23 protein-coding genes and 1 tRNA gene are annotated in these 15216 nt (G+C 38.8%); 4 read left to right on the forward strand and 20 right to left on the reverse strand.

Annotated features, from left to right (window positions below; genetic code table 11):
* Nucleotides 1–8: 8 nt before the first annotated feature.
* Nucleotides 9–260, reverse strand: coding sequence for a hypothetical protein (locus tag KKF75_02585; GenBank protein ID MBU4381081.1), 252 nt, complete (start codon nucleotides 258–260; stop codon nucleotides 9–11).
* Here KKF75_02585 and KKF75_02590 point away from each other — a divergent pair.
* On the forward strand, nucleotides 241–558 hold the full coding sequence (locus KKF75_02590) for a hypothetical protein (protein MBU4381082.1): 318 nt from the start codon (nucleotides 241–243) through the stop codon (nucleotides 556–558). The genes KKF75_02585 and KKF75_02590 overlap by 20 nt on opposite strands.
* A 59-nt stretch (nucleotides 559–617) precedes the next feature.
* Nucleotides 618–1163, forward strand: a complete 546-nt coding sequence (locus KKF75_02595; protein MBU4381083.1) for a hypothetical protein — start codon at nucleotides 618–620, stop codon at nucleotides 1161–1163.
* On the opposite strand, the gene KKF75_02600 is transcribed toward KKF75_02595, so the two are convergent.
* The 13 genes from KKF75_02600 to KKF75_02660 are packed head-to-tail and all read right to left on the reverse strand — an operon-like array spanning nucleotide 1142 to nucleotide 10397.
* Complete coding sequence (locus tag KKF75_02600) at nucleotides 1142–1468, reverse strand: hypothetical protein (GenBank protein MBU4381084.1); 327 nt, start codon at nucleotides 1466–1468, stop codon at nucleotides 1142–1144. The two genes, KKF75_02595 and KKF75_02600, sit on opposite strands and share 22 nt — an antisense overlap.
* Nucleotides 1469–1526: 58 nt before the next feature.
* Nucleotides 1527–2030, reverse strand: a complete 504-nt coding sequence (tsaE, locus tag KKF75_02605) for a tRNA (adenosine(37)-N6)-threonylcarbamoyltransferase complex ATPase subunit type 1 TsaE (GenBank protein MBU4381085.1) — start codon at nucleotides 2028–2030, stop codon at nucleotides 1527–1529.
* Nucleotides 2027–3208, reverse strand: coding sequence for a peptidoglycan DD-metalloendopeptidase family protein (locus KKF75_02610; GenBank protein MBU4381086.1), 1182 nt, complete (start codon nucleotides 3206–3208; stop codon nucleotides 2027–2029). Before KKF75_02610 ends, tsaE begins: the two co-directional genes overlap by 4 nt.
* A 14-nt stretch (nucleotides 3209–3222) precedes the next feature.
* Nucleotides 3223–4098, reverse strand: coding sequence for a permease-like cell division protein FtsX (locus KKF75_02615; GenBank protein ID MBU4381087.1), 876 nt, complete (start codon nucleotides 4096–4098; stop codon nucleotides 3223–3225).
* A gap of 6 nt (nucleotides 4099–4104) precedes the next feature.
* Nucleotides 4105–4788 (reverse strand): cell division ATP-binding protein FtsE, encoded by a 684-nt coding sequence (ftsE, locus tag KKF75_02620; protein ID MBU4381088.1) that lies wholly within the window; start codon nucleotides 4786–4788, stop codon nucleotides 4105–4107.
* Between the two features lie 9 nt (nucleotides 4789–4797).
* A complete protein-coding gene (locus KKF75_02625; GenBank protein MBU4381089.1) occupies nucleotides 4798–5193 on the reverse strand; it encodes a hypothetical protein in 396 nt (131 codons plus the stop codon).
* 12 nt (nucleotides 5194–5205) lie between these two features.
* The gene (gene prfB, locus KKF75_02630) at nucleotides 5206–6210 is read right to left on the reverse strand and encodes a peptide chain release factor 2 (protein ID MBU4381090.1); all 1005 of its coding nucleotides are present in this window, start codon (nucleotides 6208–6210) and stop codon (nucleotides 5206–5208) included.
* Between the two features lie 2 nt (nucleotides 6211–6212).
* The gene (locus KKF75_02635) at nucleotides 6213–7283 is read right to left on the reverse strand and encodes a hypothetical protein (protein MBU4381091.1); all 1071 of its coding nucleotides are present in this window, start codon (nucleotides 7281–7283) and stop codon (nucleotides 6213–6215) included.
* Nucleotides 7284–7335: 52 nt separating this feature from the next.
* Nucleotides 7336–8061, reverse strand: a complete 726-nt coding sequence (locus KKF75_02640) for an FAD-dependent oxidoreductase (protein MBU4381092.1) — start codon at nucleotides 8059–8061, stop codon at nucleotides 7336–7338.
* Nucleotides 8061–8279, reverse strand: a complete 219-nt coding sequence (locus tag KKF75_02645; protein MBU4381093.1) for a ferredoxin — start codon at nucleotides 8277–8279, stop codon at nucleotides 8061–8063. The genes KKF75_02640 and KKF75_02645 overlap by 1 nt, the downstream gene beginning before the upstream one ends.
* Nucleotides 8267–8629: an iron-sulfur cluster assembly scaffold protein gene (locus KKF75_02650; GenBank protein MBU4381094.1), complete on the reverse strand. Its 363-nt coding sequence runs from the start codon at nucleotides 8627–8629 to the stop codon at nucleotides 8267–8269. Before KKF75_02650 ends, KKF75_02645 begins: the two co-directional genes overlap by 13 nt.
* Nucleotides 8630–8631: 2 nt before the next feature.
* The gene (locus KKF75_02655; protein ID MBU4381095.1) at nucleotides 8632–9903 is read right to left on the reverse strand and encodes a SufS family cysteine desulfurase; all 1272 of its coding nucleotides are present in this window, start codon (nucleotides 9901–9903) and stop codon (nucleotides 8632–8634) included.
* Entirely contained in the window at nucleotides 9903–10397 is a 495-nt protein-coding gene (locus KKF75_02660; GenBank protein MBU4381096.1) for a SufD family Fe-S cluster assembly protein, read from the reverse strand. The genes KKF75_02655 and KKF75_02660 overlap by 1 nt, the downstream gene beginning before the upstream one ends.
* Nucleotides 10398–10543: 146 nt before the next feature.
* Between KKF75_02660 and KKF75_02665 the strand changes: the two genes are divergently transcribed.
* Complete coding sequence (locus KKF75_02665; GenBank protein ID MBU4381097.1) at nucleotides 10544–11011, forward strand: hypothetical protein; 468 nt, start codon at nucleotides 10544–10546, stop codon at nucleotides 11009–11011.
* Nucleotides 11012–11016: 5 nt separating this feature from the next.
* Here the strand turns inward: KKF75_02665 and sufB are convergent, their stop codons facing one another.
* The 6 genes from sufB to KKF75_02695 all read right to left on the reverse strand — a co-directional run bounded on the left by sufB (nucleotide 11017) and on the right by KKF75_02695 (nucleotide 14468).
* A complete protein-coding gene (gene sufB, locus KKF75_02670; protein ID MBU4381098.1) occupies nucleotides 11017–12384 on the reverse strand; it encodes a Fe-S cluster assembly protein SufB in 1368 nt (455 codons plus the stop codon).
* The gene (gene sufC / locus KKF75_02675) at nucleotides 12368–13105 is read right to left on the reverse strand and encodes a Fe-S cluster assembly ATPase SufC (protein MBU4381099.1); all 738 of its coding nucleotides are present in this window, start codon (nucleotides 13103–13105) and stop codon (nucleotides 12368–12370) included. Before sufC ends, sufB begins: the two co-directional genes overlap by 17 nt.
* Before the next feature lie 12 nt (nucleotides 13106–13117).
* Complete coding sequence (locus tag KKF75_02680) at nucleotides 13118–13381, reverse strand: metalloregulator ArsR/SmtB family transcription factor (GenBank protein MBU4381100.1); 264 nt, start codon at nucleotides 13379–13381, stop codon at nucleotides 13118–13120.
* A 162-nt stretch (nucleotides 13382–13543) separates the two neighbouring features.
* A complete protein-coding gene (locus KKF75_02685) occupies nucleotides 13544–14014 on the reverse strand; it encodes a hypothetical protein (GenBank protein MBU4381101.1) in 471 nt (156 codons plus the stop codon).
* A 141-nt stretch (nucleotides 14015–14155) separates the two neighbouring features.
* Nucleotides 14156–14231, reverse strand: a tRNA-Pro gene (locus KKF75_02690).
* Nucleotides 14232–14468, reverse strand: coding sequence for a GIY-YIG nuclease family protein (locus tag KKF75_02695; GenBank protein ID MBU4381102.1), 237 nt, complete (start codon nucleotides 14466–14468; stop codon nucleotides 14232–14234).
* Nucleotides 14469–14701: 233 nt separating this feature from the next.
* On the opposite strand from KKF75_02695, the gene KKF75_02700 reads away from it, so the two are divergent.
* Nucleotides 14702–15208, forward strand: a complete 507-nt coding sequence (locus KKF75_02700; protein MBU4381103.1) for an NYN domain-containing protein — start codon at nucleotides 14702–14704, stop codon at nucleotides 15206–15208.
* Nucleotides 15209–15216: the final 8 nt, after the last annotated feature.

Consider the following 15216-nt stretch of genomic DNA (forward strand, 5'->3'; position numbering starts at 1 on the left):
TCTACTTTCTATTTTCTAGCTTCTATCTTCCCACTAAAGTCTCGTTTCCACTTATCAACAAACATAATCTTTACACCAATTGCATATTTTGAAAATATTTTACACATGCCCCCGCTATCTGCTCGAACATTAGCGTTTGCCATTGTTTTCGCTTTAGGCACAATCTTTTTAAAGACACCCTCTTTTTCGTATTTTTCCAAAACAATAACCCTAGAAGCAAACAAAATCTCAACTACTCCTTTGGTATTTGATATTTCCACTCCCCAAAAGTCCGCAGAGAGTATTAAGGATTTTGTAGATCAAGGTAACTATTTTGCGCTTTATCAAATCACCACAACCGAAATACAAGGATCGTTTACCCAAGAAGAATTTACCACGCAATTTAACACAGGTGGTATTAAAGATTTGGAACTTGTTGGAACAATTATCTGGTTGTCAAATATTTGGACAAAACAAGAAATAAAAATTAATTATGATGACAATTCTCAAAAGAATTTTTGGATGGCGCTTAAGTTAGAGGACAATGGGTGGAGACTTTACGGTACGGAGGAAAAGTAAGAAATGGGGTACTACCCGATAGGGTAGTACCCCCTCGAATTAAAAGGCGGTGATTTAATATGAAACTAAAAATTAACAACTTTGTCCTTGGCGCTGTAATTGGAGCTGTGATTGTTGGTGGCTATACCACCGCCCGCGCTTACATGACGGGTCAAAAAACCTTGGGAGAAAGCACTGTAAGATCAACTAACCTTGATCTGACAGTAACTCCAGAAACCAAGCTTTTTGATTTTTCGGGACTAGCCCCAGGAGGAACAACTGGAGAAAAAACCGTGACAATTAAAAACACCGGGGGTATTGGTATAAAATATCGCATCTCGGCACAAGCCAGTAGTGAGGAAAACGACAATGATTTATACAAAGTTTTGAAAGTAAAAATAAGCGAGTATGATAAGGACAACACCTGGATTGTAACTCACTACACAAGCTCTAAATATCTAAGCACACTAAACGAATTTACCTTGGATGAAAAAATTCCTCCCGGGGAAGAAAGAAATTTAGGAATAGAGGTATATCTTGCAACAACCCCAGGAAACGAGATCGCTGGAAAGGAAACACAATTTGACTTGATTTTTGACGCCGCTCAAGAGGATGGGAGTTTCTGAAGAGGGGTAATATTCGGCTCGCTACCATAGTTGGGGAACACTAAATCGTTACTGGATTTGATATTTCCCAGTACGAGGTTAAGGGTATTTACTGCCGAGGCGCCAATTTTTAAACCTGTAAAACTTCCGGGCAAATTTACCAGCTCAACTTTTTCTATATTAGATAATTTTAATTTTGACTCCGTAAGTAAAGCTTTAACCAAATCCACAGGGTCGCTACCAACTTTTTTAAGAATGGTTTTTTCGCTATCTTTAAGTTCTACAATAACGCTATCCCTAATTCTAGAATCTATGGTAATTATCATAATTATAAATTCTAATATCTAATCTCTAAATCCTAAACAAATTTAAAACACAAATTTTCTAAATTAAAAACAAAGACAACTTTTTGGATTTGGTATTTAGATATTGTTTAGAATTTAGGGTTTCGGATTTAGAGTTTATTTCCACTACTCTTGTATCTTCCTTGCCATAACCAAATTTGAGAGATATCTTTTTTCCAGTTGGGATATATTTTTCCAAAAGTTCTGGCCATTCGATAACCACCAACGATTTAGGATCGTCAATATCTTCGATAACCCCAATATCCCTAATTTCCCCAATCTCCTTTATTCTATACAAATCGTAGTGTACCAACCTGTTAAAACCACACCTAGAAGAATTTATATTGTATACCCTACTTATAACAAATGTTGGACTAACCACCCTTCCTTTGATACCAAGCTCCAAGGCTAACCCTTGGGTAAATGTGGTCTTTCCCGTCCCCAAATCTCCAGATAATAGAATTACATTTTTCCCATTGAGATTTCGTAACACCTCTTTGGCAAACTCTTTTGTCTCCTGTTCTGATTTTAAAATCTTCTTCATTTGACATGCCAATAAATTGTTTTTAACCCATTATCATGCACAATAACTATCCCCTTACCCACAGTTCCGGTCATACTACAAGCCTTAGCATCATACGATGTGTATGCCATACCATCCTCCGCAGCCAAAATTGGCGTTCCATAGTAAGGATAAGAACCTGTTAAATCTATTCCGTTATGCCCTGGTATGCCAAAAAAACGCTGGTACCACGCTCTGTTTTCTCCAAATTCTTGAGTCACAATGACATCTTCAATTGGCCAATCTAACTCATCTCCAAGGTAGTTTCGCGGATTAACGGCAACGCCATTTTTGTAGACCCCAAAATGCAGATGGGGACCGGTGGAACACCCCGAGTTGCCTTCATAAGCGATAATATCTCCTTTTTTAACCTGCTTTCCTTCCTTGCCTACAATGTTGGCAAAGGCGGAACTTATAGAATCTAACTCCGATCTAATTTGCACCAGCAACCCTTGATATTTTTGCTCGTCGTTTTGGGTTTCTTCCAAAACCCATTGTTTAGTCTGTTTTTGATCTTCTAAGGTAGCTTTATACGAAGTTACCGCCTGTCTTTGCTTCTCGATTTCAATTTTTAATAATTCAATTTTGTCCTTCTTATTAGTCAGCAAGTTTTTTTGCCCCTCAAAGCTACTCTTGGTCAAATTCATTTGAGACAAAATTATCTTATCCTGTTCTTCGATAGAGCGCAGATATTTAAGTTTTAAAACCATGTCGTTAAAATTGGTAGTCTCCAAAAGCGAGATTAAGGGAGATGTCTGGTATCCAACTTCGCTTTTATATTTTTGCCTTAAATGCGCTTTAAGAACTTTTTCCTGATCACCAATTGCCCCCACAAGTTTTTCTAAGCGGTCGGATAGGTTTGTTATATCATCCTCTAAAGAAGCTATTTCTTGAACCTTGACAGAAATTTGGGCGTTAGCTTGATCTATTTTTAACTGGGTATAATACACTTGGGTGCTAATATATTCAATTTCGTTTTTAAGAGTTTTTTCGGAGTTTTGGAGGGAGGTGATTTTAGCTTCTAATTCTTTTATTTGATCTTGCAGATCGTTAACTCTATCCGTTGTATCGGAAGGGCTTTGAGAAAAGGCGAAATTATTGGCTACAACTAAACCAAACGAAAGGATAAAAATAAAAATAGGTGTCTTAAATAAGCGCATTGCATCATTTAAATCTAAATCTTCAGATATCTCTTAACCGCAAACATACTTCCTACAAATCCTAAAAGAGCGCCAAAAAGAAGCTGCGTCCCAAAAACAATTAAGAGATAAACAAAGTTTAAGTTAACAACTGGAATACCTTTAAAAAGTAGAGCAATGTCTCCCCCTAACACACTTACAATAATCGTAAAAACTATCTGTGAGATAAAAGCTGCTACTACCCCATATATTAGACCTTGAATGATAAAAGGGCCTCTAATAAACCAGCTCGAACCACCAACCAGCCTCATGACCGCAATCTCATCATTTCTAATATAAATTGACGAGCCGATGGTCAAAAGTACCGTAATAATTGAGGTTAAAAGTAAGAGCGTTACCATGGCAATTCCCCCGTATTTAATAATATCGCTAAATTTTTTAAAGGTGGTTATGGCATCTTTGTAATACACTACCTCCTCAACATTGGTGTTACCCTCAAACTTTCTAACAACTTCTGGCAAATATTTAATATCCCGCGCTCTAATATCTAAACTGGCAGGAAAGATGTCACGGGTTAAGGACTCCAAAAGCAACGGGTCGTTCTGATGTTCTCCAATGTAAGAATCTAGAGCTTCCTGCTTTGAGGTGTAGCCAACGCTTTGGATATCGGAATCTAGCTCCAGATCTGATTTAATCTTTAAAATATCATCTTCTAAAAATGAGTCTTTAAAAAACACTGTAATTTGGGCTTGTGTTTCTAGATACTTTAAGACATCGCGAGAAATTACCCCCACAGAAATAAACGAACTTAGCATAAAGAAAGTAAAGGTCATGACCAAAACAGAGGCAACAGTAAACCACCTGCTCTTGACGATATTAGATATGGCAAACTTAAAAACTCTTTTATTCATGCTTTATCACTCCTTTGAATAACTACCCTTACTTTGATCACGAACAATGCGACCTTGATCCAATTCTACCACTCTTTTTTTAAGCAAATTTACAATATTAAAATCGTGAGTTGCCATAATAACAGTTGTTCCCCAAGAATTTACTTTTTCTAACAATTTTACTATTTCCCAAGTGCTAGAGGGATCAACCATACCCGTTGGCTCATCTGCCAGAATTATTTTTGGCTCATGAACTAAGGCGCGAGCAATTGCCAACCTTTGTTTTTCGCCACCGCTTAACTGATAAGGAAAATTTTGCATTTTGGATGATAACCCCACCAATTCAAGATATTTTGGCACAATTGTGGCAATTTCCTCATCAGTTTTTCCAACCACCTCAAGCGACAAAGAAACATTTTGGAACACTGTTCTGCTGTATAAAAGACGATAGTCCTGAAAGATATAGCCAATTTTTCGGCGAAGAGGCGGGATATCGCTGTTTTTTAAGGAGGCTAAATCCTGTCCATCAACCATAATTTTGCCACTAGTGGGCAATTCTTCTTTGACAATGAGTCTTAGCATTGTAGTTTTTCCCGCTCCCGATGTACCAACCAAAAACACAAACTCTTTGGGGGCAACGGACAAACTTATATCGTCAAGCGCTAATGTTCCATCTTTATATTTTTTTGTTACATCCTCAAATATAATCATACTCGCCCGTCACTTGAAACTTACCGCTTCTACATAAACTAACTGCACACCATCTGCATTTTTCCCTCGCGTTGTTCCAGTAATTGTAACAATTCCCTGACCCGAAGCAAAACTTAATAACTCCCCCCTTGTCTCCATAAAAGCCAAAATCTCGTTTGATTCCGACATTAATTTATACTGATAAGTTTGATTTTCACCGTCATTTTTAGCAATCCTTCCCCGCAGTTCAATTGTTCCACCAACAAGTTTGGAAGGATCCATAAAGGCATCTCCTACGGTATTTTTCAGCTCGGCATCAGTTATAGGCGTCAGTTTTGAGGTAGCGAACAACTTTGTACCAACCAAAAAGATAATACCTAATACTACAAGAAATATTAACAACATAATCAATCTTTTTTTGATCATAGTTCCATGATACTACAAATAAAGTTCCTTCTCTATGAATCCCCCCAACTCTCCATCCAACACTGCATCTGGATTAAAGCACTCCACCCCTGTTCGCAAATCTTTGACCAATTTATAAGGATGCAAAATATAATTACGGATTTGATTGCCCCATGAAGCCGTTTTAAAAACCCCCTTTATTTTATTTACTTCATTTACCTTTTCTTTTTCCATGGCATCCAGCAATTTTGCTTTAAGCATATTTAAAGCAATTTCGCGATTTTTAAGCTGGAATCTTTCGGTTTGGCAGGAAACAACAATACCGGTAGGTTTGTGCTTGATACGAACCGCGGTTGAAACCTTGTTAACATTTTGACCTCCGTGCCCGCTGGCTCTAAAAAAATCTGTATCCAAGTCACTTTCTGCTATTTCTAAATCGGAACCCTTTTGCACTTGAGGTAAAACCTCGACTAAAGCAAAAGATGTCTGGCGAAGATTATCGGCATTAAAAGGGGACTGACGAACCAATCTGTGAGTCCCCGCCTCGCGTTTGAGCATGCCATAGGCAAAAGAACCATCTACTTGGTAGGTCACCGACTTTATTCCAGCTACATCCCCCACCGTTTCATCAACTTTAAAAAAACTCCATTTCTTGCGGTCAAAGTATCTCTCGTACATTCGAGCCAACATTCCCGCCCAATCCATGGCCTCGGTTCCACCTTGCCCCGCATGAATTGCCAAATAGGCGCCTCCCGAATCAAATTTACCAGATAAAACCGCAAAGATTTCGGCTTCTTTAAGTTTTTGATTAAGCTCTTTCTCTTCGCCCATTTCGGCTAATAATTCCAGTTCTTCTACTTTCACCACAATTGATTTTAGATCCGAGAGTTCTTTGGCGCGTTTTGACGCCATATCGGGATTACTCCAAAAATTGGGGTTCTCCATTTCTTTTTCAATTGACGCAAGCTCCTGCTTTTTCTCGTCGTATTTAAGACTGCTTTTGATACTGGAGATTTTACTTAGAGTTGAGTCATCCATGACTACTTTTGCAACGCCTCCATGACATAATAGGGATCAGACTCCACAACGCTTTGAGCATAAAGCTCCATCGAACCAATATCCGCGGTGCGGTTTGACAGGTTACCACGATCAACAATTCTTACAATGTACGGCATATGCGACCAGTTTTCTTGGGTTTTAACTAATGGTGGCATATAAATAACTAAATTAAAGCTTGCTACACCAAGTTCATTTTTAAAGGCGCTTAAAACTTTGTTAATTGATTTTGCAAGCTCCCAACCATAATCTCTCCCAACAATCATAACTTCATTATTTTTAATCGGGGTTAGCTTTGCCATAATTTTGGTTTTTCCATACTCCACACCAAGTCCCAACGCCTTATGAACACTAAAGACATCATCAAAATAGTTGGCAAGATAGTTATTTTCGTATTCCAAAACCTGTTTTCTTAGATCATCAACCCTAGCAAAAGAGACCCCTTCAGTTAAAACAACTTGAGCATGACCGTGTATAACCGAAGCGCCTGCTTTCCACAAACAGTTCCATGAAAATAAAGGGTAAATGGCATCAGGGTTAACATTATTGGCTTTTTTAAAATATTGGCGAGCTACTTCTAGATAATCTGCTATTTTTTCTTCGTTAAAATTAAGAGGGTTATGCTCATTAAAAATGATCAGCCCATGAAAACCATCATATTTGGCGATGTTTGACGCGGTAATACAATATTTTCCTTTAATTCTTCCAAAAACATCTTCGGGAGTAGCGGTTAGTGGAGTACTAAAATGATCGCCTTGACATTGTTCTATTTCTTCTTTGTATCCTCCATAAGTTTCGTCTTTAATAACTGGTCGCTTGGTGCGCAATTCGTTAAATATTGCTCCTTCTCCAGTAACCCTATTGATAATTTTGACAAAAGTTTGTGTTTCCAGATCCTTTATTTCACCAAAAGTTTTTGTCGCCCATTCTTCCATTTCCGTTGGAATTAAAAGTTTACCAGTAGAAATAGTTATTTTATAAATACGAGTAAATTTTTCGCGAGTTGCGGTATCGAGTTTTTCAATTTTTGACAACAATTGATCCTTAAATCCCATAATCTAATCATAAAGGTTTAAGAGAAAAGTTTAAAGGGGAAATAAAAAATCTCTAGAAGAAGTCTTCGGAAAGAATATTTTTTTTGGGTACGCCAGCTTGTAAAAATAGGGTGGTTGCGTCTTTCATCATCTCGGGATGACCACACAAAAATACAAAATTGGGCTTTTCTTTTTTTAACAATTCTTGAGCAATTTCCGTAACATAACCTTTATGCCAATACTCTCCCCATTCGGGTTTAAATCCAACTGTTGTTTGTGATAGAGCAACATAGTAATAAAAATGCTTTAATGTTTTTGCCAGGTTTTCGAAATTCTTTAAAAAAACTATGTCCTCCTTAACTCTTGTTCCATATATCAACCTAATCTTCCCAATTCCACCTATCTCCCTTATTCTCTCTATCTGTGCTTTAAGCGGCGCGACTCCGCAACCCGTACCCAAAAACCAGACATTTCCATAAATCCCCTCGGGTACCACAAACTTTCCATACGATCCCCAAAACTCAACTGTTTCCCCAACCTTTAAGCTTTCCACAAATTTAGAGCCAATCCCCTGCGCTTTTGTGTCAATCAAAAGTTCTAACACATTGTTCTTGTCATCCCACCTGCATATAGAATAAGCTCTCCTAACATTAGGAGCAACCACAAGCGAAATGTACTGCCCCGCCGAATACGAGAAGTCTTGAGATTTTTGCAAAATCAAATGGACAAAGTGTGAGCTTAAATTGTTTTTACGAGTTACTTTTGATGTGTATTTTTTAGGTAGATTGAGTAGAGTCATTACGGATAAAGCTGTTTTCCAGCTTCATCAAACAAATGAATAGCTAAAACCGGACAACTTTGAGATGCCTGCAAAATAACCTCATCTGTGTCGCCTGCCGGCTTTGCAATGGTTGATTTACCCTCCGAGTTTAGGGAAAATGTCTTACTGGCAATTACTCCGCAAGTTCCGCACCCAATACAATCCTGATTAATTTCTATTTTTGTTATCTTGGACATAGTGCTTTTTTTAAAACTCCTAAACTTAAGATGGCACACTTTTTACGAGATGTTGTTAGATCCATTTCTAGTAATTGTAACATCTGCTCTTCGGACATGTCTTTGATTTCTCGTAGCGTTTTTCCCTTGACAAAATCCGCCAACATGTCGGCCGAAACTGTAGAAATTAAGCAACCGATACCATTAAATTTAATGTCAGTGATAACACCCTTTGAGGTTTTGAAAGAAACGGAGAGCGCGTCCCCGCACAAAGGGTTTTTTAATGATGCCTTATTTGTGGCATCAACAATCTCACCCATATTTTGCGGGTTTTTATAGCGATCTAATAATTCTTCCCGATAAATATTCATATCTAACTGTTTTTACGGGTGACACCCCTAAAGTGGTGTTTTGGGGTGTCACCCGAAAATCCAAATATCTTCTTTGCTTTATTAATCCCACTTATTAGTGCATCTATATCCTCTTTTGTATTATAGATATACAAACTTACCCTAACTGAACTTGGTATATCCAACGCCGTGTGTAGTGGCATAGCGCAGTGGTGACCCGACCTAACCGCAACCCCAACCGAGTCTAAAACACTGGCTAAATCATGGGAGTGCACCCCTGGCAGGTTAAACGCCACAATTCCAACCCCGTTTTCTGCTTTTTGGTTCCCGTATAGTAATAGCCCTAATCGCCCTAACATTTCTAATAAGTATTCTGTATTCCCCCCCACCTTCCCCCTCAACTTCTCCAACCCATAGGAGTTTAGGTAATCCACTGCCACCCCAAGCCCAATCACTCCCGCGATATTTGGCGTTCCGGCTTCAAATTTATTGGGAACAATATCCCAAACAGCGTGATCTTGATAAACTTCAGTAATCATACCCCCGCCAAATTTAACAGGCTCAAGTGTTTTTAGTAATTCTCGTTTTCCCCAAAGCACTCCAACTCCAGTTGGCCCTAGCATTTTATGCGCCGAAAAAGCATAAAAGTCGCATCCTAAAGATTGCACATTAACTGGCAGGTGCCCCACCGCCTGCGCCCCATCGACTACTACTAAACAATTGGGATTTGTCGTTTTGACAAGTTTGACTAAATCTTTAATCTTAATAATTTCTCCAGTGACATTGGAAGCGTGGGTAATTGCTAAAGCATCCACTTTTTGAGAGAGTATTTTTTTAGCTTCAGAATAATCTAGTAAACCGCCTTTAGTAACCGGAATATAGATCAGCTGACAATTTTTTTGTGTTGCCAACTGTTGCCAAGGTACAAGGTTGGAGTGATGTTCTAGTTCCGATAAAACAATTGTTGATTCTTCTTTTAATATTTGACCAACTAATTGAGAAGCCGTATTTAATGATTCTGTTGCTCCACTGGTAAAGATCACTTCTTCGGGAACAACTGCTCCAATTAAACCTGCAACCTTTTTTCTAGCTTCTTCAAACAATAAAGTTGATTCCTCGCTTAATGTATGAATTCCTCGATGGATATTGGAATTATGTTTTTGATAATAGTTAACAACGGCATCAATAACTTGCTGTGGCTTTTGCGTTGTAGCAGCATTGTCCAAATAAGCAAGTTTGTGACCGTTGATTTTGCGATTTAAAATTCTGAAATCCTTTTTGGTATTAATTAACATCAGTTTTCTAAAAACCCAGAGGTGATTAATTGTTCGGCGTCTATGTGAGATAAACCGCGAGATTCCATGTAGTAGATTTCGTCTTCGCTTACTTTTCCAATTGTAACCCCATGACTGGCTTTAACTTTAGCATTTTTAATTTCCAGCGATGGTATAGATTTAACAAACACTTCCTCTCCTACTAAAAGATTCTTTTGAGAAAGATGGGTGTCGGTTCCAATTGCATTTGTGTTGACAATAAGACACCCATTAAAGTACAGCTTTGCCTTATCATGCAATACAACCTTGATATCAACTCGACCTTTGGTATTAATCCCTATGTGATTTAACACGATATTGATATTCCTTTCGGTATTTCCCGTTAAGAGAAATCTACCGGTGACACTGATCTCGGATTGATCTCCAATTAAATTTACCAACATGGAGGTATCCTCATTTTTTAGGACGAGTTCTTTACTCTCACTCATATTTAATTTTATTGTTTTTGTCTTCATTTTCGTCTTTTCGGGAGACTCCCCAAAAACAGTTTCTAATGCCTTTAAGGGGAGTCTCCCGGAAAAATTCTAAGATTTTGTTCCCCTTTTATCATAGATAACCGTCTATATATTAACATGAATTTTTACTATGGTAAACTTACACAATGACACAAACACTTTTAGATAAAATTGTAAACTTTCTTGACCACGAGAAAATAAATTACCAATTGACAATTCACGAACCGGTCAGAACTAGCGAAGAAGCAGCCAAGTTGCGGGGAGTTCCCCTATCATCTGGAGCCAAAGCCATGGTAGCCAAATGCAAAAGCAAATACTACCTTTTTGTTCTCCGCGCCAACACCAAGTTGGACTGGAAAAAAGTCAAGGTTATTCTTAACAATAGCGATGCCCATTTGGCACCGATTGAGGAAGCAGAAAAAATAACCGGAGTCCAAATTGGAGCAGTCGCTCCCTTTGGCAATCTGATGGGTTTACCAACTTACTTTGACAAAAAATTACTACAAAATATTGATGTTAATTTTAATGCCGGACTCCGAACTCACTCTATCAACATGAAAACCGTAGATCTCGTAACTCTCGTCAAACCAATCGTGGAAGATTTCTCCGGATGAAATATCTATCCGATACTCCCCCCCATTTCTAACTCCACTAATCTATTTAATTCCACCGCATATTCCATAGGAAGTTCTTTAGCTATAGGCTCAATAAACCCCGATGCCACAAGGCTTTTGGCTTGTTCCTTGGATAAACCCCGTGACATTAAATAATAAAGTTTACTATCATCTATATTACTGACTGACGCTTCATGTCCAATTTCTACATTTTTGCTTTCTATCTGCATTGTGGGATAGGTGTTGGTTTGCGAATTGGGCGAAAGCAGCAGGGCATCGCAAACTACATTTACTTTGGCATTTTTGATATGGGGAGGAACCTTTACCATTCCTCTATAAGTTGCAATTCCAGTTTCTTTTGAGATTGATTTTGAGATTATATTTGAGGAGGTATTATTTGCTAGGTGATACACTTTACCCCCCGCATCTTGTGTTTGCCCTGCTTTCGCGTAGGCAAGCGAGAGTATTTCTCCTTTTGCCCCATCCCCTTTTAAGTAGATCGAGGGGTACTTCATAGTAACCTTTGATCCCAAATTGCAATCCACCCATTCCATTACACCGCCTTTCTCCACAAACGCTCTTTTAGTCACTAAATTATAAACATCATTACTCCAATTTTGAATTGTGGTATAGCGAACCCTTGCGCCCTCCATAACAAATATCTCCACAACAGCAGCATGCAAAGAAGCCGAAGCATAAACTGGAGCAGTACAACCTTCCACATAGCTTACAAAGGAATTTTTGTCCGCGATGATGAGAGTTCTCTCAAACTGCCCCATGTTGCGCTCGTTAATTCTAAAGTAAGTCTGAAGTGGAAGTTTCACTTTGACATTTGGCGGAATATAAATAAAAGAACCTCCGCTCCAAACAGCACTATTTAACGACGCGAATTTATTATCGGCTGGGGGAACCGCTTTACCAAAATACTTCTTAAAAATCTCTGGGTGCTTTTGTAAAGCCGAGTCAGTGTCCAAAAAAATCACACCCTTTTGTTCTAGTTCTTTTTTAAGTGAGCCGTAAACTACCTCAGATTCAAATTGCGCTTTGACTCCCGAAAGATATTCTCTTTCGGCTTGGGGAATCCCCAACCGTTCAAAAGTATTTTTTATTTGTTCGGGGACTTCTTGCCAGGAGTGTTTTTGACTATCCTGCGGTTTAACATAATAGTAAAGTTCCTTAAAATTTATCGCCGATAAGTCCGGACCCCAAGCGGGCATTTTCTTTTGACAAAATAATTCGTATGCTCTAATCCTAAAGTCAAACATCCATTGAGGTTCTTTTTTTGTGGTTGAGATATAGCTAACAATCTCTCGTGACAATCCCCGTGGTGATTTGTAAATTGGAGTGGTTTTTGTCCTAAATGTGGTATCCATTGTTTTCTATCTCTTCTGCTAACTTACTATTTCCACTTTGGACAATTGTTCCGTTTATCATTACATGGACAAAATCAGGTTTTAAAATTTTTAAGATTCGTGGGTAATGGGTAATTATAACAACTCCAGTGTTCTTAAATGTTTTGATTTTCTCAAATATTGTTTTTTGTGCGCCAATATCTAAACCGCTGTCAATCTCATCCAAAATTGCATATTTAGGGTTCAAAACTGCCATTTGCAAAATTTCGCCTTTCTTTTTTTCGCCTCCGCTTGCACCCTCGTTTAAATTTCTTTCGGTAAATTCCTTTGCCATTCCCAACCTTTCCAGGTGACTCATTAATAATGTTCTAAATTTAATTGGGGGCAAATTGATACCAGCGATACTACCGTATGAGAGACGCAAAAATGATTCTAAGGAAACTCCGGGAACCTCGACTGGGTATTGAAAGGCTAAAAACAAGCCTAGCCTTGCTCGCGCGGTTGCATCAAGATTTAATAAACAAGTTTGTTTCTGACGAAATAGATCTTTCCCGTCAAGAGAAACTGATCCCTTTGTAACTGTAATTAGGGGATTACCAATAAGCGTTGTTGCCAAGGTGCTTTTTCCTGAACCATTTGGTCCCATAAGAGCATGAATTTCCCCACGGTTGATGTTGAGACTCACCCCTTTAAGGATTTCTTTTTCTCCAATTTTAGCGTACAGATTATTTATCTTTAGCATAATTCTTAATCTCTAATCAGCCACGGGACATTTGCACTCACCACAACCACAAGTACATTGAGCATCGTAATAGACTTCCCTTCCTTTTTTAATTCTTTTAAGTAAACCCGTTTTTGCAAGTTCCATTAAATGGTACGAAACCGTAGGTTGTGTCAATTTAAAATGGGACACAACCTCGGATACTGTTTTAGATTTTCCGCTTTGCACAAATTCGTAGATTTTAGATCTTGAATTATCCGAAATAGCTTTAAAGCAAGCCAAGCATTTTTTATTCATAACAAGATTAAAGAAAAATATTTCTATTAATTTCCCCGACTAATGTCGGGGGCGTTACATATTTCCGAGCGCGGAAATCTATATTTTTTAAATAGAAACCCATCTATATATTAATCTGTTTGGATAAAATAGTCAACAAGTGAGCGCTGTTGCAAATCTTCTTTACCTTTTGTTTTTGATGCCTTCAATCCGCCTAAAGATTTGCTGATCGGGATATTTTCCTACAAGCATTCGGGAAAGCTGATTGTAGCTAGTAATGTCGTTATTCTTTTTAGCAAAGACCGTTCCGGCGTTTTTAATTTGCTCAATAGTCGAACGGTACGAGCTTTCGCTAAAAGAAAAAATTGGCAAAGGCAAATAGCTTATTCCCTGCCCTAGACATGCCTGCCTCTTTAAGGAATCTGCCCTAAGCTGATTTTGGAATTTTTCGGGAGTTTGCATTGCTTCTATCTGCTTGTAATGCTGCGGACCCTGAAATTCTATGGCAACTCCCAGTTGTGGGTAGTACCTGTCAATCTCAAGACCATTAGTCCACAAGGGACGGGTATTATCTAGAGTCTTAAACCCTTTAAGGTAGTAGTCCAAAATTGTCTTGGCTAATTGTTCGAACAAGGAAACCGTAGTTATTTGCATAGTATTAATGGCTGTGCCACGTTTATCTTAGCGATTTAGAATTGGTATCGTGTTCGCGTGATGCTCCGCCTTCGGCGGATCAAACGCGACCATCGTAATCTCTAAGCTTCCCGATTAAATCGGGATCGCTAAGATATTACGTGGTCGGGGATGCCGGGCTCGAACCGGCGACCTCACGCACCCCATGCGTGCGCGCTACCAACTGCGCCAATCCCCGCTACACTCTATCCTTTAAAAACCGTCTACCAAAACCAGTCTTAAAATACTGCTCTCTTTTTAAAGCCTTATACTTATCTAAACAAGCCTCATAATATACTAGCGTTAAAGGTGCCCGAGACTTAGTCGCCTCAACCAAACCTTTGTTATGCATTTCTACTCTATTTTGCAAATCCTCTGTATATCCAACATAGTATTTCTCATCAATCTTGCTTTTTAAAACATAGGTGTAATGCATATGCTACCAACTGCCCTGCCCGCAACGCCTTCGCAAGCTTGGCTTGCGTGGCGGGCGTGGCGCCAATCCCCGCTAGAAAATGTTTCCTTGCGTCCTGAGCCTGTCGAAGGACAATTCCTATTCTATCCTTTTGCCTCCACATTTTCCAGACCCGCTTTTCTTGTCATAGGGTCTGACCCTTAAACAAAATATTCCTCATTTTAAAAAAGTCCTTCTGTTGTTATACTAAAAGTATGTTAACAAACCAAATGCATCCCGATCAAAAAGTTGGAGTTTTTGTGGATGTCTCCAACATGTACTACAGCGCCAAAAATCTTCACAATTCAAAGGTAGACTTTGGGCAGGTTTTACAAATGGTACTGGGCAAGCGCAAACTCATCCGCGCCTTTGCCTATGTTATAAGAGCCAACATTGAACAGGAAAAGACTTTTTTTGAAGCGCTAGAAAAACGCGGCTTCGAAGTTCGTATTAAAGACTTGCAAGTTTTTTTGGGTGGCGAAAAAAAAGGTGATTGGGATGTAGGGCTTTGCATGGATGCTGTAAGACTCATCCCCAAAATAGACGCTCTAGTTTTAATTTCGGGAGATGGGGATTATACCGATTTGTTGGATTATGCCCGTTCGCAAGGAGTAAGGTGCGAAGTGGCTTCGTTTGGACGCAACACCTCTGGAAAATTAATCGAGCGCGCCGACAGTTTTTTTGATTTAGACTACTTTGCCAAAAATATCCTTTTAGCCTAGAGTATTTT

This window comes from Patescibacteria group bacterium (genome assembly GCA_018896215.1).
Classification (GTDB): Bacteria; Patescibacteriota; WWE3; order 0-14-0-20-40-13; family 0-14-0-20-40-13; genus JAHINB01.

Coding starts and splice junctions, on each gene's coding strand:
- KKF75_02595 (MBU4381083.1), top strand. CDS start 618: ATGAAACTAAAAATTAACAACTTTGTCCTTGGCGCTGTAATTGGAGCT.
- KKF75_02600 (MBU4381084.1), bottom strand. CDS start 1,468: ATGATAATTACCATAGATTCTAGAATTAGGGATAGCGTTATTGTAGAA.
- tsaE (MBU4381085.1), bottom strand. CDS start 2,030: ATGAAGAAGATTTTAAAATCAGAACAGGAGACAAAAGAGTTTGCCAAA.
- KKF75_02610 (MBU4381086.1), bottom strand. CDS start 3,208: ATGCGCTTATTTAAGACACCTATTTTTATTTTTATCCTTTCGTTTGGT.
- KKF75_02615 (MBU4381087.1), bottom strand. CDS start 4,098: ATGAATAAAAGAGTTTTTAAGTTTGCCATATCTAATATCGTCAAGAGC.
- ftsE (MBU4381088.1), bottom strand. CDS start 4,788: ATGATTATATTTGAGGATGTAACAAAAAAATATAAAGATGGAACATTA.
- KKF75_02625 (MBU4381089.1), bottom strand. CDS start 5,193: ATGATCAAAAAAAGATTGATTATGTTGTTAATATTTCTTGTAGTATTA.
- prfB (MBU4381090.1), bottom strand. CDS start 6,210: ATGGATGACTCAACTCTAAGTAAAATCTCCAGTATCAAAAGCAGTCTT.
- KKF75_02635 (MBU4381091.1), bottom strand. CDS start 7,283: ATGGGATTTAAGGATCAATTGTTGTCAAAAATTGAAAAACTCGATACC.
- KKF75_02640 (MBU4381092.1), bottom strand. CDS start 8,061: ATGACTCTACTCAATCTACCTAAAAAATACACATCAAAAGTAACTCGT.
- KKF75_02645 (MBU4381093.1), bottom strand. CDS start 8,279: ATGTCCAAGATAACAAAAATAGAAATTAATCAGGATTGTATTGGGTGC.
- KKF75_02650 (MBU4381094.1), bottom strand. CDS start 8,629: ATGAATATTTATCGGGAAGAATTATTAGATCGCTATAAAAACCCGCAA.
- KKF75_02655 (MBU4381095.1), bottom strand. CDS start 9,903: ATGTTAATTAATACCAAAAAGGATTTCAGAATTTTAAATCGCAAAATC.
- KKF75_02660 (MBU4381096.1), bottom strand. CDS start 10,397: ATGAAGACAAAAACAATAAAATTAAATATGAGTGAGAGTAAAGAACTC.
- KKF75_02665 (MBU4381097.1), top strand. CDS start 10,544: ATGACACAAACACTTTTAGATAAAATTGTAAACTTTCTTGACCACGAG.
- sufB (MBU4381098.1), bottom strand. CDS start 12,384: ATGGATACCACATTTAGGACAAAAACCACTCCAATTTACAAATCACCA.
- sufC (MBU4381099.1), bottom strand. CDS start 13,105: ATGCTAAAGATAAATAATCTGTACGCTAAAATTGGAGAAAAAGAAATC.
- KKF75_02680 (MBU4381100.1), bottom strand. CDS start 13,381: ATGAATAAAAAATGCTTGGCTTGCTTTAAAGCTATTTCGGATAATTCA.
- KKF75_02685 (MBU4381101.1), bottom strand. CDS start 14,014: ATGCAAATAACTACGGTTTCCTTGTTCGAACAATTAGCCAAGACAATT.
- KKF75_02695 (MBU4381102.1), bottom strand. CDS start 14,468: ATGCATTACACCTATGTTTTAAAAAGCAAGATTGATGAGAAATACTAT.
- KKF75_02700 (MBU4381103.1), top strand. CDS start 14,702: ATGTTAACAAACCAAATGCATCCCGATCAAAAAGTTGGAGTTTTTGTG.